The organism is Streptomyces sp. NPDC093149 (assembly GCF_044754145.1).
GTDB lineage: Bacteria > Actinomycetota > Actinomycetes > Streptomycetales > Streptomycetaceae > Streptomyces.
In genome coordinates this window covers 652,039-667,970 of record NZ_JBIVON010000001.1, presented here as the reverse complement: position 1 = coordinate 667,970, position 15,932 = coordinate 652,039, and the positions used below count along the sequence as shown (strand labels likewise).

Annotated in this window: 15 protein-coding genes; 5 read left to right on the top strand and 10 right to left on the bottom strand. The window is 71.8% G+C overall.

Annotation, left to right across the window (positions count from 1 at the left end):
* Window positions 1-26: 26 nt before the first annotated feature.
* Together ACIQCZ_RS03225 and ACIQCZ_RS03220 are read right to left on the bottom strand one after the other, a co-directional pair.
* Window positions 27-695 (bottom strand): response regulator, encoded by a 669-nt coding sequence (locus ACIQCZ_RS03225; RefSeq protein WP_402279125.1) that lies wholly within the window; start codon window positions 693-695, stop codon window positions 27-29.
* Window positions 686-1,840 (bottom strand): sensor histidine kinase, encoded by a 1,155-nt coding sequence (locus tag ACIQCZ_RS03220; protein ID WP_402279123.1) that lies wholly within the window; start codon window positions 1,838-1,840, stop codon window positions 686-688. Before ACIQCZ_RS03220 ends, ACIQCZ_RS03225 begins: the two co-directional genes overlap by 10 nt.
* 156 nt (window positions 1,841-1,996) lie before the next feature.
* Between ACIQCZ_RS03220 and ACIQCZ_RS03215 the strand changes: the two genes are divergently transcribed.
* Complete coding sequence (locus ACIQCZ_RS03215; protein ID WP_402279120.1) at window positions 1,997-3,244, top strand: serine hydrolase domain-containing protein; 1,248 nt, start codon at window positions 1,997-1,999, stop codon at window positions 3,242-3,244.
* Between the two features lie 86 nt (window positions 3,245-3,330).
* On the opposite strand, the gene ACIQCZ_RS03210 is transcribed toward ACIQCZ_RS03215, so the two are convergent.
* Together ACIQCZ_RS03210 and ACIQCZ_RS03205 are read right to left on the bottom strand one after the other, a co-directional pair.
* Window positions 3,331-3,498: a hypothetical protein gene (locus tag ACIQCZ_RS03210; protein WP_402279117.1), complete on the bottom strand. Its 168-nt coding sequence runs from the start codon at window positions 3,496-3,498 to the stop codon at window positions 3,331-3,333.
* Between the two features lie 93 nt (window positions 3,499-3,591).
* Window positions 3,592-4,995 carry a PLP-dependent aminotransferase family protein gene (locus ACIQCZ_RS03205; protein ID WP_402279114.1) on the bottom strand — a complete coding sequence of 468 codons (1,404 nt, stop codon included), beginning with the start codon at window positions 4,993-4,995 and terminating at the stop codon, window positions 3,592-3,594.
* 47 nt (window positions 4,996-5,042) lie between these two features.
* On the opposite strand from ACIQCZ_RS03205, the gene ACIQCZ_RS03200 reads away from it, so the two are divergent.
* Together ACIQCZ_RS03200 and ACIQCZ_RS03195 are read left to right on the top strand one after the other, a co-directional pair.
* A complete protein-coding gene (locus tag ACIQCZ_RS03200) occupies window positions 5,043-5,558 on the top strand; it encodes a carboxymuconolactone decarboxylase family protein (RefSeq protein WP_402279112.1) in 516 nt (171 codons plus the stop codon).
* A gap of 69 nt (window positions 5,559-5,627) precedes the next feature.
* Window positions 5,628-6,362, top strand: a complete 735-nt coding sequence (locus tag ACIQCZ_RS03195; protein WP_402279109.1) for an isocitrate lyase/phosphoenolpyruvate mutase family protein — start codon at window positions 5,628-5,630, stop codon at window positions 6,360-6,362.
* Between the two features lie 254 nt (window positions 6,363-6,616).
* On the opposite strand, the gene ACIQCZ_RS03190 is transcribed toward ACIQCZ_RS03195, so the two are convergent.
* The 3 genes from ACIQCZ_RS03190 to ACIQCZ_RS03180 form a co-directional block, all read right to left on the bottom strand.
* Window positions 6,617-7,606 (bottom strand): malate dehydrogenase, encoded by a 990-nt coding sequence (locus ACIQCZ_RS03190; RefSeq protein WP_365692024.1) that lies wholly within the window; start codon window positions 7,604-7,606, stop codon window positions 6,617-6,619.
* Between the two features lie 475 nt (window positions 7,607-8,081).
* Window positions 8,082-8,849 carry a DUF3017 domain-containing protein gene (locus ACIQCZ_RS03185; protein WP_402279107.1) on the bottom strand — a complete coding sequence of 256 codons (768 nt, stop codon included), beginning with the start codon at window positions 8,847-8,849 and terminating at the stop codon, window positions 8,082-8,084.
* A gap of 29 nt (window positions 8,850-8,878) precedes the next feature.
* Window positions 8,879-9,742, bottom strand: a complete 864-nt coding sequence (locus tag ACIQCZ_RS03180; RefSeq protein ID WP_402279105.1) for a bifunctional methylenetetrahydrofolate dehydrogenase/methenyltetrahydrofolate cyclohydrolase — start codon at window positions 9,740-9,742, stop codon at window positions 8,879-8,881.
* Window positions 9,743-9,967: 225 nt separating this feature from the next.
* On the opposite strand from ACIQCZ_RS03180, the gene ACIQCZ_RS03175 reads away from it, so the two are divergent.
* The gene (locus ACIQCZ_RS03175; RefSeq protein WP_402279102.1) at window positions 9,968-10,690 is read left to right on the top strand and encodes an RDD family protein; all 723 of its coding nucleotides are present in this window, start codon (window positions 9,968-9,970) and stop codon (window positions 10,688-10,690) included.
* A 69-nt stretch (window positions 10,691-10,759) separates the two neighbouring features.
* Here ACIQCZ_RS03175 and purH read toward each other — a convergent pair whose 3' ends face one another.
* Window positions 10,760-12,313 (bottom strand): bifunctional phosphoribosylaminoimidazolecarboxamide formyltransferase/IMP cyclohydrolase, encoded by a 1,554-nt coding sequence (purH, locus tag ACIQCZ_RS03170; protein WP_402279100.1) that lies wholly within the window; start codon window positions 12,311-12,313, stop codon window positions 10,760-10,762.
* The gene (gene purN, locus ACIQCZ_RS03165; protein ID WP_402279097.1) at window positions 12,300-12,956 is read right to left on the bottom strand and encodes a phosphoribosylglycinamide formyltransferase; all 657 of its coding nucleotides are present in this window, start codon (window positions 12,954-12,956) and stop codon (window positions 12,300-12,302) included. The genes purH and purN overlap by 14 nt, the downstream gene beginning before the upstream one ends.
* 351 nt (window positions 12,957-13,307) lie before the next feature.
* Between purN and ACIQCZ_RS03160 the strand changes: the two genes are divergently transcribed.
* Window positions 13,308-14,246, top strand: a complete 939-nt coding sequence (locus ACIQCZ_RS03160) for a hypothetical protein (protein WP_402279095.1) — start codon at window positions 13,308-13,310, stop codon at window positions 14,244-14,246.
* Window positions 14,247-14,270: 24 nt separating this feature from the next.
* Here ACIQCZ_RS03160 and ACIQCZ_RS03155 read toward each other — a convergent pair whose 3' ends face one another.
* Window positions 14,271-15,818: a DUF6350 family protein gene (locus ACIQCZ_RS03155; protein WP_402280201.1), complete on the bottom strand. Its 1,548-nt coding sequence runs from the start codon at window positions 15,816-15,818 to the stop codon at window positions 14,271-14,273.
* Window positions 15,819-15,932: the final 114 nt, after the last annotated feature.

Genomic DNA, 15,932 nt, shown 5'->3' with positions numbered 1-15,932 from the left:
CCACGCCGCCGGGTCGGGTCGACCGCTCAACAGGGGTCGGGGTCGGTGCCGCCTCCGTGGCGGCGCAGGTAGGCCAGGACGGCGCGGACCCGGCGGTGCCCGCTGTCGCCGACCGACAGGCCGAGTTTGAGGAAGACGCTGCCGATGTGTTTGTGGACGGCGTTGTCGGTGATGAAAAGCCGCTGGGCGATGGTGGCGTTGTCGTGACCTTCGGCCATCAGAGCCAGCACCTCGCGTTCGCGGGGGGTGAGGGCGTCGACGGGATCGCCGCGGACGGCGAGGAGCTGGGCGACGACCTCGGGGTCCATGGCGGTGCCGCCGGCGGCCACGCGGCGCAGTGCGTCGGTGAACTCCGCGATACGGCTCACCCGGTCCTTGAGCAGATAGCCGATGCCGCCGCGGGTGTCGGAGAGGAGGCGGCCGGCGTATTCCTGCTCGACGTACTGGGACAGGACCAGGACGGGTAGTCCGGGGCGATCACGGCGGGCCCGGAGTGCGGCGCGGATTCCCTCGTCGCGGAAGGTCGGGGGCAGTCGCACGTCGACGATGGTGACGTCCGGGCGGTGGGTCTCGACGGCGGCGAGGAAGCCGGGGGCGTCGTCCGTGATCGCCGCGACCTCGAAGCCCTGGGAGCCCAGCAGGAGTTCGAGTCCGGAGGACAGCAGGACGTTGTCCTCGACGATGACTACACGCACGGCAGCTCCACGGTGATGTTGGTCGGCCCGCCCGGCGGGCTGCTGATCTTCATGGTGCCGTCCAGGGCGGCGGCGCGGCGGCCGATTCCGTCCAGGCCGCTGCCTCGGGATGCGTCCGCCCCGCCGGTCCCGTCGTCGGTGATCTCTGCGGACAGCATCGCGCCGCTGCGGGTGACGTGGACGGCGGCCTTGGTGGCTCGGCTGTGCCGGGCGATGTTCGCCAGCGCCTCGGTGACGGAGAAGTAGGCGACCGCTTCGACTGCGGCGGGGACCTCACCGAGCTCGCCGATGTCGATGCGGGTCGGCACGCCAGCCCTGTTGGCCAGGGTGCCGAGCGCGCCGACGAGGCCCTGGTCGGCCAGGACCGGAGGGTAGATGGTGCGGATGACCGAACGCAGCTCGGTCATGGCCTCCTCGGTCTCGGCTCGGGCCTGCCGTACGAGCGCAGCGCCCGCGTCCGGGTCCTGGGGAAGGCTCTCCCCGGCCACGGCGAGCCGCATGGCGATGGCCACCAGCCGGGCCTGGGTGCCGTCGTGCAGGTCGCGTTCGATCCGGCGGAGTTCCGCGCCGTGCGCCCGCAGGACATCTGCGCGCGTCCGCGTCAGTTCGGTGACGCGCGCGGCCAGTTGTTCCGCGGGAGACGGTGCCAGGACTGCCAGGCAGCACCGCGCGTGCAGCCGGGCGAGCGGTGGCAGGGCGAGGATCGCCAGCGCCGCAAGGAGCAGGAATTGCGCCAGGTTGACCGTCAGGGCGGGGGCCCAGCCGTCGATGCGGACTCCGAGCAGCAGCCGTGGCGGATCCGATGGGGGAAAGGCCCACCACCCCACGGCGACGACAAGGGTGAGGAGCAGATTGCCCAGGCACAGCAGGGCGATTGTGCCCGCGGGCAGGCCGGTGGCCACCTGAGTCACGAGCCACACGAGGTCGCGGCCGAGGGCGCGCGGGCGCGGCCCCACCGGTCGGCCCAGCAACGCCCCGGCGCGCCGGCGATGGCGCTCCGCCCAGGGAGCTGCCAGCGACGGTGTGCACAGCAGTGGCGCCGCCACGAGCGTCACCGTCGCGGTCAGCAGGGTGCCGAGCAGGTAGCGTCCGCTGAGTCCGGCCTGGACCAACCGTGCGCGAACCTCGCCGATCACATCGTGCACTGGCTCGCCTTCGTCCGTCGTACGAGACCTGGAGCGGCCCTCGGACGCGCCACGGTACGTGCCGGACGCCCCCTGCGGCACTACAGCCGGCTGTAGGTTTCCATCGGCGGCCTGTGGTAGCGACACGCAACTCGACGCTTACCTAGCGTGGGATTCATGAGATCCACAACCCCGGCCTCAGCGCCGCAGCAGCACCCGTCCCAGCAGCGTCGCCGTCGGATCGGCCGGGGGTGGCTGGCCGTCGCGGCGGTCGTACTCGGCACGGCGGGCACGGCCATGGCCGTCCAGCCCTCTGGCGGCGCGTCCGCGACGTCCGCGCCCGGCTACCGGCAAGACGACCTGCGCCTGGACACCGATGCCCTCCAGGCGTTGGGCATCACCGGCGTCCAGGCGCGGGTGACCACCGCCTCCGGCCGGGATCTGGTCGCCACCGCCGGCGTCGCCGTGACGGGCACGAACCGCCCGGTGCCCCGCGACGGCTACTTCCGGATCGCCAGCACCGGCAAGGCACTCATGGCCACGGTGATCCTGCAGTTGGTCGACGAGGGCAAGCTGTCACTGAAGGACACGGTGGACCGCTGGCTGCCCGGTGTGATCGACGGCAACGACAACGACGGACGGGAGATCACCGTGCGCCAGCTCCTGCAGAACACCAGCGGCCTCCACGACGACCTTCCCGGCTTCGACACCCCGCAGCAGTACTACCAGCACCGCTACGACACCTACACCCCCGAACAGATCGTCGCCCGGGCGATGAAGCACCACCCGGACTTCCGGCCCGGCGCCGGCTGGAGCTACTCCAACACCGGCTACGTCGTCCTCGGCATGATCGCCGAGAAGGCCGCAGGCCGCCCATGGCAGGAGGAGGTCGGGAGCCGGATCCTGAAACCGCTCGGCATGAACCACACCTATCTGTCGGGCGCCACGTCCACCCTTCGTCGCCCGCACGCCGACGGATATCAGGTCTTCGCCTCCGGCGAACGGACAAACGTCACCGAACAGATCGTCCCCGACCTCGGCGGCTACGTCTCCACCACCGCGGACGTCAACCGTTTCTTCCAGGGACTGCTGGGCGGCAAGCTGCTGTCCGAGGCACGCACGGCCGAAATGCAGGACACCGTCCCGGTCGACAAGCGGATCGAGGCATTCTGGCCCCGCGGACGCTACGGCCTCGGCTTGGTCAAGCTTCCCCTGACCTGCGGCGGCAGCTACTGGAGCCACGAAGGGGGCGAAGCCGGCTACATCACCCTGAACGGCGCCACCGACGACGGCGGCCGCACCGTCACCGTCTCCCTGTCCACCAGCTTCAACGACCTCGATGAAACGCTCCGGCAGCACAAGGCCGCCAGCGACCTCGTCGACCGTGCGCTGTGCGACACCTCCGGCGACAAACAGGAAAAGTAACCGCCCGGGGCGTTCGTGCCGGCTCCGGGCCACGACAAGCTGCTCCCTGCAGCGGCACCGGCCGCACGGGCGATTGCCCGTGCGGCTCACGGCTTCCAGTGTTCGGACACGGCTGCCGCAGCGGGGTCGAGGCGGGCGTCGTCGACGAGATCCATGTCCGGTCGGGCGTCGAACCAGCCGTGACGCCACCTCCTGCGAGCCCCGGCCCGCAGGAGCGCCGCGATGCACTCGTCCTCACCGGCGTTCCCGCGCACAAACGCTCTCGTCGCGCTGACGACCACGTCCAGCGCCCCGGAGCCCCATACGTGAGGCCGTGCTCGTTCCGCGCCGGTGCACACGGCCGAGCCTCATGAAAGCACGCGCAACAGGGCCTCCAGCGCCCCCGCCCAGGCGCTGTCGGTCGGTGTTCCGTAACCGATGACCAGCGCGTCGCGCCCCGGCGGTGCCTGCGGGTGCCGGAAGCGCGAGAGCCCTTCCAGCGCGAGCCCCTGCCACGCCGCCGACCGCAGCGCGGCCTCCTCGCCGCCCTCCGGGATTTCGAGCACGGCGTGCAGACCGGCGGCGATCCCGCTGACCCGGACACCGGGGGCGCGTTCCGCCAGTACCGCGACGAGTTGATCACGACGGCGGCGGTAGCGCAGCCGCATCGCCCGCACATGGCGGTCGTACGCGCCCGACGCGATGAACTCCGCGAGCGTCAACTGCTCCAGCGCACTCGACGACCAGTCGCTCAGCCCCTTCGCCTCGGTCACCTCCTCCACCAGGCTCTCCGGGAGCACCATCCACCCCAGCCGCAGCCCCGGCGCCAGGGATTTGCTCGTCGTTCCCAGATGGACGACGCGTTCCGGGTCGAGCCCCTGGAGCGCGCCGACCGGCTGCCGGTCGTAACGGAACTCGCCGTCGTAGTCGTCCTCCAGGATCAGTCCGCCCGTACCACGCGCCCAGTCGACCGCCGCGGCCCGCCGGTCGGGATGGAGCGGCACGCCCGTCGGGAACTGGTGCGCGGGCGTCAGCAGGACCGCGCCCGCACCGCGCAGCCCGGACAGTTCATCGGTCCTGGCCCCGAGTCCGTCGACCGGCAGGCAGGGCATGCGCAGCCCGGCGTCCGTGAGCAGCTTCCAGTGCACGTCCAGTCCGTACGACTCGGCGGCCACCTCCCTGACCCGCCGCTTGCGCAGCACCTCCCCCATCAGCTTCAGCGCCTGGACGAAACCGGCGCAGATCACGATCCGTTCCGGATCGGCGTACACACCGCGGGCGCGGGCCAGATACTCGGCGAGCACGGTGCGCAGTTCGATGCGCCCGCGCGGATCCCCGTACCCGAAGGCGTCGTTGGGGGCGTCGGTCAGGGCGCGGCGGGCCGCCTTGAGCCAGTCGGCGCGCGGGAACGTCGAGAGGTCGGGAGACCCGGCCTGCAGGTTGTGGGCGGGCCGGGCGGCCACCGGCCGTGACCGTGCCGTCCGCCGGGCCGCCGGGCGCGGCTCGGCCCGCCGCGCCACCCTGGTGCCCGAACCCTGCCGGGCGCTGAGCCAGCCCTCGGCGACCAGCTCGGCGTAGGCGTCGGCGACGGTGTTCCGGGCGACGCCGAGGTCCACGGCGAGACTGCGGGAGGAGGGCAGCCGGGTCCCGGGCGCCAGCCGCCCCGTCCGTACGGCCTCGCGCAGGGCGTCCATGAGCCCCGTTCGCAGCCCCGCCGAACCGGTCGTCTCCAGATGCAGGTCGGCGCCGAAAGTGGCCCATGAATCCGTCATGGAAATGGACCATACCGCTGTGCCACCCACGCCGTAACGTCATACCCATGACGACGAACGAGCACAGCCACCCGACCTCCGAGCTCAACCCCGAGCACACCCCTCGCATGCAGCAGTGGGCCGAGCTGGCCCCCGATGTCTACAAGGCCATGGTCCGGCTGGACGCCGCCTCCCGTAAGGGCCTCGACCCGGTCGTCGGGGAGCTGGTGAAGATCCGCGCCTCGCAGCTCAACCACTGCGCCTTCTGCCTCGACATGCACACCAAGGACGCACTCGCGGCGGGCGAGTCCGTCGAGCGGATCGTCCAGCTCAGCGCGTGGGAGGAGTCCAAGCACTTCTACACGCCCAAGGAGATCGCGGCCATCGAGCTGACCGAGGCGGTGACCGTGCTGACCGACGGTTTCGTGCCGGACGAGGTGTGGGAGAACGCCGCCAAGCACTTCGACGAGACCGAGCTCGCCCACCTCGTCGCCGCGATCACCACGATCAACGCGTGGAACCGGTTCGCCGTGACCACCCGCATGGTGCCCGGCCACTACAAGCCGGGCGACATCAAGCACTGACCCGGCGACGCCCGCCGCGTCCCGCACCCCGCCCGCCCCCTGCGTCGGAACACCTCCGGGAGCCCCGCGATGACCGCATCCGTTCTCCGTGCCCTGCACCACGACCGCGCCTCCGGCGATCCGTTGGTCCTCCCCGGCCCGTGGGACGCGGCGAGCGCCCGCGTCTTCGCCGGGGCGGGCTTCCCGGCGCTCGCCACACCCAGCGCCGGGATCGCGGCCTCGCTCGGTTACGAGGACGGGGCGACGCCCGCCGCGGAGATGTTCGCGGCCGTGGCCAGGATCGTGCGCGCCGTCCCGGCCGACGTGCCCGTCTCGGCGGACATCGAGGGGGGCTACGGGCTGGCGCCGAAGGAACTCGTGGAGCGAGTCCTGGACACGGGAGCCGTCGGCTGCAATCTGGAGGATTCCGTCGACGGCACCCTCGTCGACGCGCGGCGGCAGGCGGACCGGCTGGCCGAGGTACGGGCGGTCGCGGGCGACCGCCTCTTCGTCAACGCCCGCGTCGACACGTACGTGCACGGCGTCCCCGAGGGCACGGACCAGGAGGCGGAGACGGTCCGCCGCGCCCTGTTGTACGTGGCGGCGGGCGCGGACTGCGTCTACCCGATCGCGGCCCCGCCCGAGGCCCTGCCCCGGCTGGCCGCCGCCGTCCGGGCCCCGCTCAACGCCCTGGCCCGGCCGGACGGGCCGTCCCCGCGCGAGCTCGGCACCCTGGGCGCCACCCGGATCACCTTCGGTCCGGGTCTGCAGCGCCGGGCCATGGCGGCCGTACGGGAGATCGCGGACGACCTGCGGAAGCGGTAGCCGCCCCGGGGCCGCGCACGACCACGCCTGTCTGCCGCCGAAGACCGCCAGGGTCCGTTCCAGCAGGTCCGGCTGCGGCCAGCAGCACGATCAGAATCGGCGGTCATCTTCTGCATCGTGACTCGATCCGCCCCATTGCGACCAGAAGAACGACAAAATTGGCAGCTCCCCGATCACGGCCACGTACCTGACGCAGCCACCCCCGGCAACGATCGCTGCCGGGGGTGGTGGTGTACGCCTCGGTGGCGTACGGATCAGATCAGGCCGAGCTCGCGAACCGCGTCGCGCTCCTCGATGAGCTCCTGCACCGACGCGTCGATGCGCGTACGGGAGAACTCGTTGATGTCCAGGCCCTGGACGATCTCGTACTTGCCGTCCTTCGTGGTGACCGGGAAGGACGAGATGATGCCCTCGGGCACGCCGTAGGAGCCGTCCGACGGAATACCCATGGAGGTCCAGTCGCCCGCGGCCGTGCCGTTGACCCAGGTGTGGACGTGGTCGATGGCGGCGTTGGCGGCGGAGGCGGCCGAGGACGCGCCACGGGCCTCGATGATCGCGGCGCCGCGCTTGGCGACGGTCGGGATGAAGGTGTCGGCCAGCCACGCCTCGTCGTTGACGAGCTCGGCGGCGTTCTTGCCGGCGATCTCCGCGTGGAAGACGTCGGGGTACTGGGTCGCCGAGTGGTTGCCCCAGATCGTCAGCTTCTTGATGTCGGAGACGGCGGCGCCGGTCTTGGCGGCCAGCTGCGAGATCGCGCGGTTGTGGTCGAGGCGGGTCATCGCGGTGAAGCGCTCGGCCGGTACGTCCGGGGCGGCGGCCTGCGCGATGAGCGCGTTGGTGTTGGCCGGGTTGCCGACGACGAGGACCTTGATGTCGTCCGCGGCGTTGTCGTTGATGGCCTTGCCCTGCGGCTTGAAGATGCCGCCGTTGGCGGAGAGCAGGTCGCCGCGCTCCATGCCCTTCGTACGCGGGCGGGCACCGACCAGCAGGGCGACGTTGGCACCGTCGAACGCCTTGTTGGCGTCGTCGGTGATCTCGATGCCGCGCAGCAGCGGGAAGGCACAGTCGTCGAGCTCCATCGCGGTGCCCTCGGCGGCCTTCAGACCCTGCGGGATCTCCAGGAGTCGCAGGTTGACCGGCACGTCCGGGCCGAGCAGGTGGCCGGAGGCGATGCGGAAGAGCAGCGCGTAGCCGATCTGGCCGGCTGCGCCGGTCACGGTGACATTCACGGGAGTGCGGGTCATGGCGATCTCCGTTAGACAGCTGGCGGTGGGGGTCCCTGCCCCTGGTGCTGGACATCCCTGAATCTTGATGTGAAGAGATATCCAGCGTTCAGGCTATCGGACCCGGAACCTCCCGACGGCCCGGCCCCCTGTGGCACCGCACACAACCCGTCACACAGCGCTCACCCGGCCGTACCCGCTCACCCGGGAGGCGGTCGCTCGACGGTGGGCCTTCTCGGGACGATCACACCGTTGCGGGACGATCACACCGTGGCGGAATGGTCACTTCCGTGCCACAGGCCACAGGGTTCCCTTGAACCGCCCTTCGCCGTCGACCAGGCTGAAGTCAGGACGGGGGCAAGGCCGCTCAAGTCGCCGCATTCCGGGGCGACTTCGCTTTGGCGGCCCCCGCCCTCGGGTGTCCGTCCCTTCTCGGGGGAGGGGACGGACACCGTCCGCGGGCGGCGCGGCCGGACAGGCGGGCAGGCGGACGGACTCAGCGGATCGTGAAGTGGACCGCGTCCTCCAGGAACGGCATGTCCAGCCACGGCTTGGGCTGTGCCACCAGTGCGAGCATCACGATGAGGAAGCCGAGCAGCCCGTACGTCACCAGGTCGGTGAAGCGGGAACGGACCGCCAGCATGCCCACCGACGGGACCACGAGCCGCAGCACGGCGCCCCCGATGAGGGCCACCCCGATCAGGATCGTGCCGATCCTGAAGGCCTCGGCGAACGGGTCGACGGCCACGATCAGCAGCCCGATCCCGGCCGTGCAGAGCACGGCGAGCAGCGGCCACTGCCGGGCCGGTGCGGGGGCGTCCCCGGACGCGGCGCGGCCACCGCCCTCGGGGCGCGCGGTGTCGCGGGTGAACGAGGGGAACCTGCGCGAGGGACGCGCCCTCTTGCTCGGGGCGGCCTGCGGGCGAACACCCTCGCTCCGGTCCGAGCCCGTACCGGAGCCGGCGCCCGACTCCGGCTCCGGTCCCGACTTCGAATCCGCACCGGCCGCCGAGCCGGCGGATGCGTTCACGCCGGCGTCGGCGCCAGAGTCCGCATCGGCGTCCGCGGGACCCCGGGCAGCCGCCCCCTCAAGGGCAGCGTCCTCCGAAGCGGCGTCCTCCGAAGCGGCGCTCTCACGGATCGCAGCCCGATCCGGCACGGTCGCATCCGTCGCATCCGCGGCGGGCGCCTCCGCGCCCGACGGCACCGGGGACTTCCGGTCCGCCTCGGCGGCCGGGTCGGCCGGACTCGTACCAGCACCCATGGGCTTCCTTCCGGATCGGGTCGGTCGGCTCAGACCGCGGCGGCCGCGTCGCGCTCGGCCGCCTCGACCACGTTGACGAGCAGCTGGGCGCGGGTCATCGGGCCGACGCCGCCCGGGTTCGGGGAGATCCAGGCGGCGACCTCGGCCACGCCCGGGTGGACGTCACCGACGATCTTGCCGTTCTCGTCCCGGCTGACGCCGACGTCGAGCACGGCCGCGCCCGGCTTCACGTCCTCGGGCTTGATGATGTGCGGAACGCCGGCGGCGGCGACGATGATGTCGGCCTGCCTGAGCTGGGCGGAGAGGTCACGCGTGCCGGTGTGGCACTGGGTGACGGTGGCGTTCTCGGACTTGCGGGTCAGCAGCAGCGGGATCGAGCGGCCGATGGTGACACCGCGGCCGACGACCACGACATGCGCCCCGTTGATCTCCACGTCGTGGTGGCGGAGCAACTGGACGACACCCTGCGGGGTGCAGGGCAGCGGACCCGTCTCGTTCAGCACCAGACGGCCGAGGTTCATCGGGTGGAGACCGTCGGCGTCCTTGGCCGGATCCATCAGTTCCAGGACGCGGTTGGTGTCGATCCCCTTGGGGAGGGGAAGCTGCACGATGTAGCCCGTGCACGCGGGGTTGGCGTTGAGCTCCCGTACGACGTCCTCGATCTCCTCCTGGGTGGCGGTGTCGGGGAGTTCGCGCTGGATCGAGCCGATGCCGACCTGGGCGCAGTCGCGGTGCTTGCCGTTCACGTACCACCGGCTGCCCGGGTCGTCCCCGACGAGCAGGGTTCCCAGGCCGGGGGTGATGCCCCGGGCCTTGAGGGCCGCCACGCGGACGGTGAGATCGGACTTGATCGCGGCTGCGGTGGCCTTGCCATCGAGAATCTGGGCAGTCATGTCCCCATACTCGCGGATGACCCCGCCCGCGTACCAATTCAGGCCGCGGGCGGTGGCGCGATGTTGCGCTTGCGCAACAAGCGAGGGCCGCGACTGGACAAACTTACATTTCGTTTATAACGATTATTACCGCAGTGCCGCAGTAGTACCGGGGGGCGGACCACTGACCTTTCTTTCCTCCGTGCGGCCGCATCGTCCCCGCATGCACGTTGGAGGAACGCCCAGATGAGTTTCGGCGACCCGAACCCGAACCCGAACAACCCCTACGGCCAGCAGCCGGGCCAGCCGCCGCAGGGCCAGCCGCCGCAGGGCCAGCCCGGTTACGGCTACCCGCAGCAGGCCCCGCAGGGCGTGCCGCCGCAGGGTCAGCCGGGCTACGGCTACCCGCAGCAGGCGCCGGGCACCCTCCAGGCCAACAACGGGTACATCAACGTCCCGGTCCTGGGCACCGTCCAGGTCGCCTCGATGGGCCGCCGCCTCGGCGCGCGCTGTATCGACGCGGCGGTCATCGGTGTCCTCTACGGCATCCTCAGCGCGATCGGCCTGGCCGGTGCGATGGGCATAGCCAAGAGCGTCGACGACTGCGGCTCCTCCCTGGACCCGGGCTACCAGTCCTGCGTGAACGACGCGAGCAGCGGCATCATCGCCACCATGCTCGGCATGATCCTGATCTTCGGTCTGATCACGCTGCTCTACGAGTGGCTGATGATCTCGCTGCTCGGCTCGACCCTCGGCAAGATGGCCCTCGGCGTGAAGGTCGTCAAGGAGAACACCGGCCTGAACCCGGGCCTCGGCGCCGGCTTCATCCGCTGGATCATCCCGATCGTCGGCGTGTTCATCTGCTACATCGGTGCGCTGCTGGTCTACCTCTCGCCGTTCTTCGACAACTCCGGGAAGCTGCAGGGCTGGCACGACCGTGCCGCCGGCACCCTGGTGATCAAGAAGTAACACGCACCGCGCACGACACGAAGGGCCGGAACTCCTCGCGGAGTTCCGGCCCTTCGTGCTGAGGAACCGTCAGTGGAAGAAGTGCCGCGTGCCCGTGAAGTACATCGTCACGCCCGCCTTCTTCGCGGCCTCGACGACCAGCTCGTCACGGACCGAACCGCCCGGCTGGGCCACGGCCTTGATGCCCGCGGCGGTGAGGATCTCCAGCCCGTCCGGGAACGGGAAGAACGCGTCGGAGGCGGCGTACGCGCCGCGGGCGCGCTCCTCGCCCGCCCGCTCGACGGCCAGCTTCGCGGAGTCGACCCGGTTGACCTGCCCCATGCCGACGCCGACGGAGGCGCCGCCCTTGGCGAGCAGGATCGCGTTGGACTTGACCGCGCGGCAGGCCTTCCACGCGAAGGCGAGCTCCTTCAGCTCCTCCGCGGAGAGGGCTTCGCCGGTGGCGAGGGTCCAGTTGGCCGGGTCGTCCCCGTCGGCCTGGAGCCGGTCGGTCACCTGGAGCAGCGCACCGCCGTCGATCGGCTTCACCTCGACCGGGGCGGTCGGTGCGTCGGGGCAGCGCAGCACCCGGATGTTCTTCTTCCGGGCCAGGACCTCGACCGCGCCGTCCTCGTACGCCGGGGCGACGATGACCTCCGTGAAGATCTCCGCGACCTGCTCGGCCATGGCGACGGTCACCGGACGGTTGACGGCGATGACACCGCCGAAGGCCGACAGCGGGTCGCAGGCGTGCGCGTTGCGGTGCGCCTCGGCGACGTCGTCGGCGATCGCGATGCCGCACGGGTTGGCGTGCTTGATGATCGCGACGCACGGCTCGGCGTGGTCGTACGCGGCCCGGCGCGCGGCGTCGGTGTCCGTGTAGTTGTTGTACGACATCTCCTTGCCGTGCAGCTGCTCCGCCTCGGCCAGGCCGCCGGTGCCCGAGGTGTAGAGCGCGGCAGGCTGGTGCGGGTTCTCGCCGTACCGCAGGACGTTCTTGCGCTCGTACGTCGCACCGAAGAAGTCGGGGAAGCCCGAGTCGTCGGCGGCGGCGTAGCCGTCCGCGAACCAGGAGGCCACGGCCACGTCGTACGCGGCGGTGTGCTGGAACGCCTCGGCGGCCAGGCGCTTGCGGGCCGTCAGGTCGAAGCCGCCCGCCCTGACGGCGGCGAGGACGTCGCCGTACCGCGCGGGGCTGGTGACGACGGCCACGGACGGATGGTTCTTCGCGGCGGCGCGGACCATGGACGGGCCGCCGATGTCGATCTGCTCCACGCACTCGTCGTCGGAGGCACCGGAGGCGACGGTCTCCTTGAACGGGTACAGGTTGACGACGACGAGGTCGAAGGGCTCGACACCCAGTTCGGCGAGCTGCTCGCGGTGGGCGTCCAGGCGCAGGTCGGCGAGGATGCCGGCGTGGACGCGCGGGTGCAGCGTCTTGACGCGGCCGTCGAGGCACTCGGGGAAGCCGGTGAGCTCCTCGACCTTGGTGACCGGCACCCCGGCGGCGGCGATCCTCCCGGCGGTGGAGCCGGTGGAGACGAGCTCGACACCCGCCTCGTGCAGACCGCGGGCGAGGTCTTCGAGCCCCGTCTTGTCGTAGACACTGACCAGGGCGCGGCGGATGGGCTTATTCACCGACATGACCGAGATGAACCTTTCGTCCCTCAATGCGATAGCCGTCACGGGCGAGCCGCCCCACGGCCTCGACGAGCAGCTTGCGCTCGACTTCCTTGATGCGTTCATGGAGGGCGGCCTCGCCCTCCGCCGTGTCCGCTTCGGTCACCTCGACCACGCCCTGCGCGATGATCGGACCGGTGTCGACACCGTCGTCGACGAAGTGGACGGTGCACCCGGTGACCTTCACGCCGTACGTGAGTGCGTCACGCACCCCATGGGCACCGGGAAAGCTGGGGAGCAGGGCGGGGTGGGTGTTGATGAACCGGCCGCCGAACCGGGCGAGGAACTCCTTGCCCACGATCTTCATGAACCCCGCGGACACCACGAGGTCCGGGTGGTGCTCGGCCGTGGCTGCCGCCAGCGCCGCGTCCCACTCCTCGCGGGTGGCGTGGTCCTTGACCCTGCACACGAAGGTCGGCAGACCGGCGCGCTCCGCCCGTTCCAGACCGACGATTCCGGAGCGGTCGGCGCCGACTGCGACGACCTGCGCGCCGAAGCCCTCGGGATCGTCACCGATGGCGTCGAGCAGGGCTTGGAGGTTCGTTCCTGAGCCGGACACGAGCACGACCAGGCGGGCCGGGGCGGCGGAGGGGGGCGGGGAGGCCACGGCTGGGCCCTTTCTCGCGTGGTGAAGCAGAGTGACGCTGATTTGTATGGTCGTACGAATGAACCGAACCCCTCGATACGGGGAACTCTACGAACGAGCCGACCGTCAGCAACGATACCGGCACCTCCGGGGCCCTCTGCGGGACGGGGGTGAGGGGCCGCGGGCCGATCACGGGAAGGCCGTGGGGAGCGGTGGGAAGGGGCGAAGAAGCTCCAAAGGGCCCGCGTGGCACGTACCACCGTCCGGCGCAGCGGCTCCCAGCTTTCGGCCCCTCCTGGCCGGGAGGTAGCGTCAGGGGACAGGGAACCGTCCGCAGGGCGGAAATGACGAGATGGGGAAGACGTTCACCATATGCCGGACCGACGCCGCCGCACCGCCTTCCGCCACCCGCTGTCCGACCGGACCTCGCCACTGCTGCGGGAGCGCCGGTCGCCCACGGGCCCTGCCTCTGCTTCTGACTCCTCCGGCTCGTCGGGGTCCACGGGCCCCGCGGACGACAACCCGTTCGCCGCACCGCCGGCGAACCGGCCCGACCAGCCCTGGCAGCCGCGCCACCCCTCGAACGCCGGGAACGGCAACGGGGACGGGAACGGCGGCAAGGGCAACGGCGACGGGGCACCCGAGGGCGGCTCTCCCGACGAGCGGCCGGTCTGGGGCAGCCAGTGGAGCAGCCGGCAGCCCGGTCGCCAGAGCGGCGACTTCGGCGGTCGCCCCGGAGGCCAGGGCGGGCCGAACGGTCCGGGTGGCCCCGAGGGCAAGCCGGGCGGGCCGCGCTGGGACCCGACCGACCCCGCCCAGCGCCGCGCGCGCTACTCCCTGCTCTGCGGCATGTGGGCCTTCTTCTTCGCGCTCTTCGACTTCCCGGAGATCGCCCTGCTGCTCGGCGCGCTCGCCCTGTACTGGTCGATCAGCGCGCTCCGGGCCAAGCCGAAGGACGCGTCCGCACCGGGCGGCTCCGCCGGAGCGGCCGGGCCGGGCGTCCCGTCCGGCACACCGGCCGCCGGTCCCCTTCAGGGCTCCGGTTCCGGACATGTTCCGCCGTCCCCCGCGCCCGGATCCGCGCCCGGCACCCCCGCTCCGGGCTACGGCAGGCAGCAGACCACGGCAGCGGTCAGCGGCCTGGTGACGGCACTGCTCGCGCTCTCGATCGTGGCGGCGACGTTCACGGTGCAGCTGGTCTACCGCGACTACTACACCTGTGTGAACGACGCCCTGACCAAGTCCGGCCAGCTGGCCTGCAACGACCTGCTGCCGAAGCCACTGGAGCCCTTCTTCGGCGTCAAGAGCTGACGTCCGCCGGCCCCGCGGGACATCTCAGGGATGTCCGGACGGCCCCGCCTCCCCGGGCCGGGCCGTCCGTTCGTGCCAGGGATCGCTCGGCAGGAAGTCGTACGGCTCCGAATCCTCGTCCGTCCCGGCCACGGGGAACACCGCCACGGGGGACGCCGTCGCGGTGGACGCCCTCCCGGGGGTGCGCACGGCCACCGGCGCCGCTCCCGGTCCGGGCAGCTGCTCCGGCACCTCCGCAGATGCCTGTCCAACGACGGCCTGCGCCTTCGCCACCGCCCGCTCGGCGCGCCGTCGCGACCGCCACCCCCCGGCGCTCCCCCGCAGCCGCCAGGCCCGCAGCAGCAGTGCCCCGGGGACGCCGAGCACCGCCGTCCATGCCAGGGCCGCCGCACCCGTCAGCCACCACACCGGGCCGAACTGAGCCAGCGCACCGGTGCCGAGCGGCCCTCCCGCGGCCCCGGCCAGCACCGCCGTGCCGACCCCGCACCCCAGCGCCGCCAGCCCGGCCGACAGCGCGGTCTCCCCCGGACCCCACGCCTCCTCCCGCCCGGCATCGGCGGGTGCGGCCCGTCGTACGGTGAACCAGGCGACCGTCACCCCGGCCGCGACCGGCACCGCCACGGCCGCCCAGTTCAGGAATGTCGCCGGGCCCTGGTCCGGCACCGCGGCGAGCAGCGGGAAGACGGGCCGCGCCGGACGCCCGGTGAAGGCGAGCGGGCCGACCGTGGACGCCGTGCCGAGGGCGAAGCCCGGCCCGAGCCCGTAGGCGGCGCCCCAGACCGCGGCGTTCGGCACCAGGACCAGCGCGAGCAGCAGCACCGAGACCCGGCCGGCCAGGTCGCCGGAGAGCTGGATGAACGACTGCCGCGCCGGCTGCGCGTGCCAGACCAGCGACACCGCGACGAGCAGCGCCCCGCCGCCGAGCAGCATCGCCACCCCGGCCGCGGCCGACCGGGCGACCGTGTCGACGCGCTCCCTGAACCGGGAACGCGCCAGCTCCTCGTGCACCCGCACCGGCGCCCACGACGGCGGCGGGCCGAGGGGACGCCCGGAAGCCGTCCAGATCCCGGCCGCCGCCGCGCCCGCCACCACAACGGCCGAAGGGAAGAACAGCGACGCCGCGTGCACGGACAGCGAACCGCCCCGCGCATAGAGCGTGACGGCGGCCCCGATCAGCAGATACCCGCTGGTGACCATGGCGAACGCGCCCGCCGCCGAGGGTGCCCGACGCCCCTCGTCGACCTCCAGGGTGTCCCGGGCCGCACGGTGCACCAGCCACACCGGCACCACGGCGAGCAGCAGCGGAACGAGGCCGACCGGGGCGGGGACCCCACTGAGCGTGTCTGCTCTGATCAGCTCCGCACCATGGGCGAGCAGCCAGAGTCCCGCCGACGCGTGAAGAGCCTCACCGGGGCCGTTGTCGGGGGCCGGGGAGCTGATCCACAGCACCACGACGAGCACGGTGATCCCGCCCAGCCCCAGCCCGGCGGCCAGTGCTCCGCGCAGGAAGGCGAAGGTCAGAACGGCGGACCTGCTCTGCTCGGCCGGCAACGAGGGGCTGCCTTCGGTCACTTGGGTCACACCGCAATGCTGCCAACGACACGCGCTTATTTCGCGTAACAGGCGAACACCCGCTGTGTCGCTCAATATGCGTTTATGTACTTTTCCACCCGACGTAGGCCCTCG